Below are 8,076 nucleotides of genomic sequence, written 5' to 3'. Positions count from 1 at the left end.
TGGAGAACCTGGAGCACTTCAAACACGACTATGAAGCTACCGGCGGTACCGTGCAGCTGGTGGGTTTGCACAACCACAAACCGTTGTCGGAGCACAAACTGGCTGCCCGCAAAAAGCTGCGTTTGGCTTAATGTATTAAACCACTAAGACACAAGGGACACGGAGTAGCACAAAGGCTTTTGTGTTGCTCCGGTGCTTGTGATTGTGACATCGATATTTTATTCCAACATAGGTAAAGATCATAGTGCTGTAAGGTTTTGTCATGCCGAACTTGTTTCGGCATCTCCTCCACTTTCGATTCGTTCGAGCGTAAGCAGGGGATCCCGGCCTGCGCCGAGATGACAGATTCTAACCATGCAGGTGGATACCGATACAGCACAATCTTTCGCCATGATCACAGGGTTTTGGGTATATGCCCCGGCAAACCAAACCCGCTTTCGAAAACACCAACCATGAATTTTTTTAAAAAACCTTTTACCCTTGCAGCCGCAGCCCTGATGCTGACCACTGCTGCAAGTGCCCAGATGAATAAAGACCGCCGCATCCTGCTCAATGACGACGGCTCGCAGTACCTCAAGTTTACCATGGCCTCGCAATTGTGGGCACGCAATACCCAACTCAACCCCGGTTCTACCATCAACGGTTATGCTAAAGACCGTTACAGCGATATCGGTATCCGCCGCATGCGCATGCAGATCTTCGGGCAGATCGCCGACCGTGTGTTTATCTACACGCAGGTTGGTGAGAACAACTTCAACTTCCTGAGTGACCGCAAGCAGGGATTCTTTATCCATGATGCCATAGGGGAGTATGAGGTGGTGCGCAAGAAACTGTCGCTGGGTGCAGGCCTTACCGGCTGGAGCGGACTGGCCCGTTTTGCATCGCCTTCCATTGGTACCCTGCTGGGCGTGGATGCACCGCTGTTTGAGCAAAGCACCAACGATGTTACCGACCAGTTTTTGCGCAAGCTGAGTATCTACGCCAAGGGCAAACTGGGCAAGATCGACTATCGCCTGACAATGGCACATCCCATGGCTATTCAAAAAACCAACGGCTACACCAATGCCATCTCGGCTAATGCTACTGTATCGGCGCGTCCCGCCAAAATGCAGGCCAATGGTTATTTCCAGTACCAGGTATTTGACCCCGAAGCCAACACGGTACCTTATACCACCGGCACTTACCTGGGCAGCAAGAAAGTGCTGAATTTCGGGGCCGGTTTTGTGTACCAGCCCGATGCAATGTGGCATATGGGTAAACTACCCACCGATACCGTTGCAACCGCTATGAGGCAGTTTGCCGCCGATGTGTTTTACGATGCACCCATCAACAAGGCAAAGGGTACCGCTATCAGCGCATATGCTACGTTTGTGCATTTTGACTTTGGTCCCAACTACCTGCGCAACCAGTCGCCCATGAACATGGCCAACGGCAGCCTGCAGCCCGCACTGATCAATGGTGCCGGCAACGGCTTCCCTGCCTATGGAACCGGCAACGTGGTGTACACGCAGGTGGGTTATAAGTTCAGGGATAACATGATTGGCAAGACAACGCTGATGCCTTATGCCTCGCTGCAACATGCGGCCTATGAGCGCCTGAGCAAGGACATGAACTACGTGGATGCCGGTGTAAACTGGTTGCTGAAAGGCCACACCTCGAAGCTTACCGTAGCCTACCAAAACCGCCCCCTGTATTATACCAATGCCCTTACCGGCAAAGGCGACCTGAGCGGACGCCGCGGTGGCGTGGTAGTGCAGTACCAGGTGTTTCTGAACTAATAAATTGGAAGGGTGCTTTTGGGTGCCCTTCTGATTTTGTTACCAATAGCACACAGAATAATGTAAACCTCATGAAAAAGCTAGCAGTAATATTTTCCTTGCTTTTCCTGCTGCAGTTGGGCGCTGAAGGACAACAAAACTTTTTCAACGTTCCCAGTTCCGATATCACGCAGAAAGGCGCATCTTTTTTCCAGCAACAGGTGAACTTTTATAAAGGCGGTGTGCAGTTTAATGCTACCTATAACCATGGGCTGGGGAAAGGTTTTGAAGTGGGTGTCAATTACCTGGGACTTACCATGGCAGCAACGGACCACAAGCTGCACATGCCGTTCAATGATCATGAATTGCCTTATAATCCTTTCCTGGCCCTGAATGCTCAAAAACGCTTTTCATTAAGCGAACACCTGACAGTAGCCGCAGGTGGACAGTATGGCGTTACCACTACCACTGTGTTGCGCAAGGGTGGTTATGCTTACGCCAACATGGTATTGAATGAAGAAGCGGTGGGTTTTAAAGCCGTAGCCGGACTTTATGGTGCTACCAATTCGTTTTTTGGTGCAGGCAGCCGGTTGGGTGGGGATGTACCTATTGGCATACAGGCCGGGATGGAACAAGCCCTGGTAAAGGATAAAGTAGTGCTCCAGGCCGACTACATCAGCGGCCGCCACAACATAAGTGAAGTGGTGCTGGGTGGCGCCTGTTACCTGAATAGTAAATGGATTTTGTCGGCAGGCTACCAGTTGCCCGGCAGGTTGAGCAAAAGCGTTCATGCCCTGGTGCTGGAGTTGACTTATAATCCCAAAACGCCCGGTGCGCATAAGCGCACCGGCTAAAAGGCCAGGCGTGAAAAAACGCCCGACCCAACATACTGGTAATGGCGTACCAGGTGTTTCTGAACTAAGCCTCGCTGCCCTGATATAAGCCCTTTTGAAAACCGCTTATTGTTTGTTCAAGTAAGAAAGGCCCGCAATTGCGGGCCTTTTGAGGTACCATCACGTATGTTTTAACATAATGCACGGAGGCCGGTAAACTGCAGGAAAGACGCTGCGAAAACACAGGCTGCAGTAGCATTTGGGCTTCAGAATTGGTATTTAAGGTTTAAAATGTCAAGCCAACTAAAGCTTAAACAAACATAAATATACCGGCGAGCGCCAATTATGGCGCTTTAATTGCCGATATTGCTAGGGATACCGCAATCCGATTGCTCCCAGGCTACACGTTTTTATCTATTAGCTCCATCGGCAGTTCGCCCGGGGTTTGAGTACCATTCCTAAGCCCCGCAATAAGTAAACCCGGTTCCTATTTAGTATTATGGCATTTATCGACAAGGTTCTGCAAACGCCCTCCTATGGTTGGCAACACGAAAACGGCGAGCTGGTAAAACCCTCAACAGGGCAGCTTTTTGGTGAAGCGTTTTCCCGTATCAATATTTTCAAAACCCGTAAAAACTGGATATCCCTCATCAGCTGGGTGATGGCCGCCTGTATGGTACCGTTTTTCGTGGTTTTCCTGCGCTATTATTTTTCCTGGCCCTTGATGATCGCCTTCGTGGTATACGCCATGATCATCATGAGTACACACGGCACCATCTGGTTTCACCGCTTTTGTACGCATAAGGCTTATACGTTCAAACATCCTTTCTGGCGCTTTTTTACCCAAAACCTGGTGATTAAAACATTCCCGGAAGAGATCTACGTCGTGTCGCACCATGTGCACCATGTAAAAAGCGATACGCCCGGCGATCCGTACAACCCCAAGGGTGGTTTTTGGTACTGCATGCTGTCGGATGTAAACCACCAGAGCATCAACAAAAACCTGGATGAAGCTGATTATAACAGGGCTTACCACTTTATGAAACATACGGGCGTACAGCTCAACACCTACGCCCAGTACCTGAAGTGGGGTTCGCTGGCTACCCCGTTGTACACAGTTACCTTGTGGCTGCTCAACTGGGCTTTTTGGTACACGGTATTTTATCTGATTGGTGGTCACGGGCTGGCTTGCGCCCTGTTTGGTGCGGCCATGTTCTGGTTTGTGCTGGTGCGTGCCTTCAACTATACGGGTCATGGCAAAGGCCACGAAGCGCATAAAGACGGTATTGATTTCGACCGCAGCAACCTGTCGATCAACCAAACCCGTCCGGGGCTTTTTTCGGGCGAATGGCACAACAACCACCACCTGTATCCCGGCAGTGCCCGTGCAGGCTTCCTGCCTTACCAGCTGGATCTTGCCTGGTTGTACATCATCGGTATGTATAGATTGGGAGCGGTATCTTCTTACCGCGATTCCAAAAAAGAGTTTTTACGGAAATACCTGGCGAAACAGTAGGGAGAAAAGCTGCAAGGTGTTAGCTGCAAGCTACAAGTAAAGTTTGCAGTAGTTGATCCAACAGTTGCCAAACGATCCAGCGTTGTTTCAAAACACGAAAGCGCAAAAGCTTTGGGGCCATGAAAGGTAAACCTAGTTTACCCTTCTGCAACCTTCAAAGCTTTTGCGCTTTTCTGTTGTAATGACACCATACATGCCGCGGTCATAAACTTCTTGCAGCTTATAGCTAACAGCTTGCAGCTAACAGCCAACAGCTTGGCTCCGCTCTTTACTGCACCACCTTATACATCATGCCCGCATCCAGCCGGTCGGTAAGCTTCATGCCATTGAGGATGGCCATCTCTTCCAATCGGTTTTGCGGAACGCGTTGCTGTTGCAGGGCAGCCTGCAGCGTCATGGCGGAAGCTGCGGTTTTTACATGCACCTTTTCTGGTTGCTTATTCAGCTTGGCAGCATTGGTGAGCGGTCTGAAGCCCTGCATCTGGTTTTGAAACAAGGCAGCGAAATTGTTGAAACCCGCGGCACTGCTGGCACCCAGCAGGTGGTACACCGCACCATTGTACTGGATCAGGTAGCTGAGGGTACGAATGGCGGCACCCTGTTGTTGTTGCTGCTGGTCGGCTACTACCGCCAGTGCGGGCAGGCCAGCCACCTGTACCTCGCGGCTTTCCACTACCTGCAGCTGGTACTGCTGCACCATGGCCTGAGCGGCCTGCTGGGGTGAAGTGCCTTGTCCAAGTGTAAGCATCATCATGGCCTGCCCGTTGGGCTCGGCCCACTGTACCGCCTGCGGTGAGTTGGCATAACGCCAGCCTTGTGGTGCCGGCAGCTGGAACTTCATTACGGGGTGGTAAAAAACGCCAGACTCCATATAACCACCGCGGGGATCTTCGCCATAAACGATACCATCAATGCGGCGGAGGTATTCGTTGCGGCCTACCTTATAACTGGCTTGCGGTGCTTTTGTTTTCCACTCCTTGGCTAGCTGCGCTACTGTTGTATTGCGTTCGCCGGGATTGGGGTGGGTACTCATGAAGTTGGGCAGCTCCTCGGCGCCGCTGGCCTGGCTTTGGCGCTGCAGGGTATTGAAAAAGCCGGCCATCTCGCTGGCGTCATAGCCTATTTTGGTGCTGTATTCCACACCCAGCCGGTCCGATTCGCGTTCGGCATCGCGGCCAAATTTCAGGAACAGCAATCCCAGCCCCTGCGATGCTTCCTGCCCCATCTGGGCAATGGTGGGCGAAAGGATCATGCCGCCAATGAGGCCGATTTGGCCCAGCACCTGCTTGCTTTGTTGCGAAACGCTGTGGCGGGCCGTGATATGGCCTATTTCGTGACCCAGCACACCGGCAAACTCGGCTTCGTTGTTGAAGGCCGCCATAATGCCGCGGGTAAAATATACATAGCCACCGGGAACGGCAAAGGCGTTGAGGATATCGGAATCAACAATACGGAACTGGTAATCAAGCCCGGGCCGGTGCGAGATGGCGGCCATCTGCTTGCCTTTTTCGTTGATAAAAGCCTGTAAAGCCTGGTTTTCATACAGGCCATATTGGGCAATGATGGCGGGATCGGCTTCTTTGCCCATGGCTATTTCCTGCTCTTCGGAGATGAGGGCTACCTGCCTTTTGCCCGTAACAGGGTTGCGGGCACAATGCTCAAAAACAAAAGGTACGGCGGCAACCAGGGTTGCCAGGCAGATGGAACGCATCTGCCGGTAGGGCGTTTTCATAATCTTGTGTTTTATTCCTTATATACAATGCAATGGCGGTGCCATGGGAAATATGCATATCTATTGCACGTTTAGCCTTTGGGTACTGCCTTTTGGAAAGATTATATACCAGGCGCCGGTGCCGTTGCGAACCGGAAATACAGGTTTTGTAAATTGCTACTGATACCGGGTCTTAAAAAGCTTCTTCAACTCCTTTAACCGAAACAAATATGCGTATCGCACTGCTTAGCATTTTATTGTTACCTACCCTTGCCCAGGCACAGGGTGGTGCAGGTCCTGCCGCCAGTGTAGGCATCAGCGTACAGCGCTCCAGTCATTTTTACACCACCTTCGATGGCTTTCCGGTAAACCAAACCCGGTACAGCAGGGTGGCTACCGGCAGCCCTTACCTGTTCGATCATTACCTGCCGGCAATAGTGGTGCTGGGCAATGGTACGGGTTACGAAGGCGTAAGGGTGCGGCTGAACCTCGTGGAAAATGAACTGCAGTACCGCGACACCAAAGGGATGGAAAGGGTAACCAAGGTGCCCATGAAGCAACTGGTGATCCGCGATACGGTAAGTGGTACGGAGCATACCCTGGTAAACAGCATTGCCCTGCCGCCCGATGCGCCCAAGAGCGGTTGGTACGAACTGCTGGCCGACGGGCCGCTGCAGTTGCTGAAGCTGCGGGAGCGCCGGCTGGTTACCGAAAAACCTTTCAACTCGGCATCTGAAGAGCAGCGCATCGAAGCCCGCGACCGTTATTTTGTGTTGCACAAGGGCAAGTATACCGAAGTAAAAAAGCCTAAAGACCTGGCGCCTTTCTTTGCGACCCAACAAAAAGAAATGGACGCTTTTCAAAAGCAACAGCGTGACCGTGAACTGGCCTGGGAACGGGCAGCCACCGAAGCGGTACAACACTATAACGGGCTGGAGTCGCCCCCTGCAAAAGCCGCCTTCTAGCATTGCAAATGATCAAGCCTGTAACGTACAGGCTTTTTTTATAGGGTGTAAATGGCATGGCAGCGTGCATTGGTTTAACTTTCACCCATCAGCACAACATGAGTCCCGAGAAATACCTACGATATCTTGTTCCCTTTTCGCTGTTTGGTACCGAACGTACCAAGCAAATACTCCAGGCCACACCTACCGATGATGTTGTGCGCAAAGACGCCGACAAAACGCAGATCACTGTTTATCATTACGACAGTACCCACCTGGAGTCTACCGAGTTGCAGAAGGTGGAAGAAAGTTTTCCTTTTCGCGATCAGCCACAGGTAAGCTGGATCAATGTTGATGGCTTGTGCAAGCCCGATGTGGAAAAGGCGGGCGCTCATTATGGCATCCACCCGCTGATCATTGAAGACATCCTGAGTATGGGCCAGCGACCCAAGATGGACGAAGTGGAAGGCATCCTGTACTGCCTGCTCAACATGCTTTATTTCAATAGCAAGACCAACTCGGTGGAGCAGGAGCAGATCAGCATTGTGCTGGGGCAAAACTACGTGATCACCTTCCAGGAAGATCCCAGCCGCGATGTGTTTGATCCCATCCGCGAAAAGCTGAAGATCAACAACAGCAAGCTGCGCCAGCGTGGCGCCGACTATCTCTGTTATACCATGCTCGACCTGATCGTAGACAACTACTTCTTTGTGATGGAAAAACTGGGTGCCTGTATCGAATCGGCCGAAGAAGAAGTGATCCGCAACAGCAATACCCGTTCGCTGGCGCGCATCAATTTCCTGCGCAAAGAACTGATTGTACTGAAACGAAATATTGCACCGGTACGCGATCTTATTGGCGGTATCATCCGCTCCGAAAGTGAGCTGCTTGATGACCGCACTACCAAGTATTTCAAGGATGTGTACGACCACATCATACAAGCTTATGACCTCAGCGAAAACTACCGCGATATCATGATCTCGATGCAGGATTTATACATCAACAACGTGAACCTGAAGATGAATGAGGTGATGAAAGTGATGGCCATTGTAACCTGCCTGCTGGCACCTGCAACTGTTATCGGTGGTGTCTTCGGGATGAACTTCGATGTGATACCCACCGCCCACAACACCTGGGGTTTTTACACTGCCGTTGGCGCCATGCTGCTGATACCGGTGTGGATGCTGGTGATGTTTAAAAGGAGGGGTTGGTTTTAACCGCGGATGTGTATGATTTGGAAATGATTTGTAGGAGTTCCTGGTGATACAATTTCCTTTGGTAAGCAGCCATTAAGTAAGCATTATGATAAGGACAC

The 8,076-nt window shown here is 51.2% G+C and carries 6 protein-coding genes; 5 read left to right on the top strand and 1 reads right to left on the bottom strand.

All coding sequences use genetic code 11. The features are described 5' to 3' along the window. The first annotated feature begins 452 nt into the window (after positions 1-452). From BUE76_RS02770 to BUE76_RS02760, 3 genes are all read left to right on the top strand, one after another. Positions 453-1,778 carry a hypothetical protein gene (locus tag BUE76_RS02770; RefSeq protein WP_073046466.1) on the top strand — a complete coding sequence of 442 codons (1,326 nt, stop codon included), beginning with the start codon at positions 453-455 and terminating at the stop codon, positions 1,776-1,778. A 71-nt stretch (positions 1,779-1,849) separates the two neighbouring features. Next, positions 1,850-2,611, top strand: coding sequence for a hypothetical protein (locus BUE76_RS02765; protein WP_073046468.1), 762 nt, complete (start codon positions 1,850-1,852; stop codon positions 2,609-2,611). A gap of 478 nt (positions 2,612-3,089) precedes the next feature. Then, complete coding sequence (locus BUE76_RS02760) at positions 3,090-4,106, top strand: fatty acid desaturase (RefSeq protein WP_073046472.1); 1,017 nt, start codon at positions 3,090-3,092, stop codon at positions 4,104-4,106. A 268-nt stretch (positions 4,107-4,374) separates the two neighbouring features. On the opposite strand, the gene BUE76_RS02755 is transcribed toward BUE76_RS02760, so the two are convergent. Beyond that, entirely contained in the window at positions 4,375-5,838 is a 1,464-nt protein-coding gene (locus BUE76_RS02755; RefSeq protein ID WP_143157423.1) for a M48 family metalloprotease, read from the bottom strand. Between the two features lie 209 nt (positions 5,839-6,047). Between BUE76_RS02755 and BUE76_RS02750 the strand changes: the two genes are divergently transcribed. Together BUE76_RS02750 and corA are read left to right on the top strand one after the other, a co-directional pair. Further along, positions 6,048-6,782, top strand: coding sequence for a hypothetical protein (locus BUE76_RS02750; RefSeq protein WP_073046475.1), 735 nt, complete (start codon positions 6,048-6,050; stop codon positions 6,780-6,782). Between the two features lie 98 nt (positions 6,783-6,880). Then, the gene (gene corA, locus BUE76_RS02745; RefSeq protein WP_073046478.1) at positions 6,881-7,978 is read left to right on the top strand and encodes a magnesium/cobalt transporter CorA; all 1,098 of its coding nucleotides are present in this window, start codon (positions 6,881-6,883) and stop codon (positions 7,976-7,978) included. Positions 7,979-8,076: the final 98 nt, after the last annotated feature.

Source organism: Cnuella takakiae, from assembly GCF_001953305.1.
In the GTDB taxonomy this organism is placed as follows: domain Bacteria; phylum Bacteroidota; class Bacteroidia; order Chitinophagales; family Chitinophagaceae; genus Flavisolibacter; species Flavisolibacter takakiae.
The sequence above is the reverse complement of the archived record's forward strand: the minus strand, read 5'-3'. Positions and strand labels throughout refer to the sequence as shown.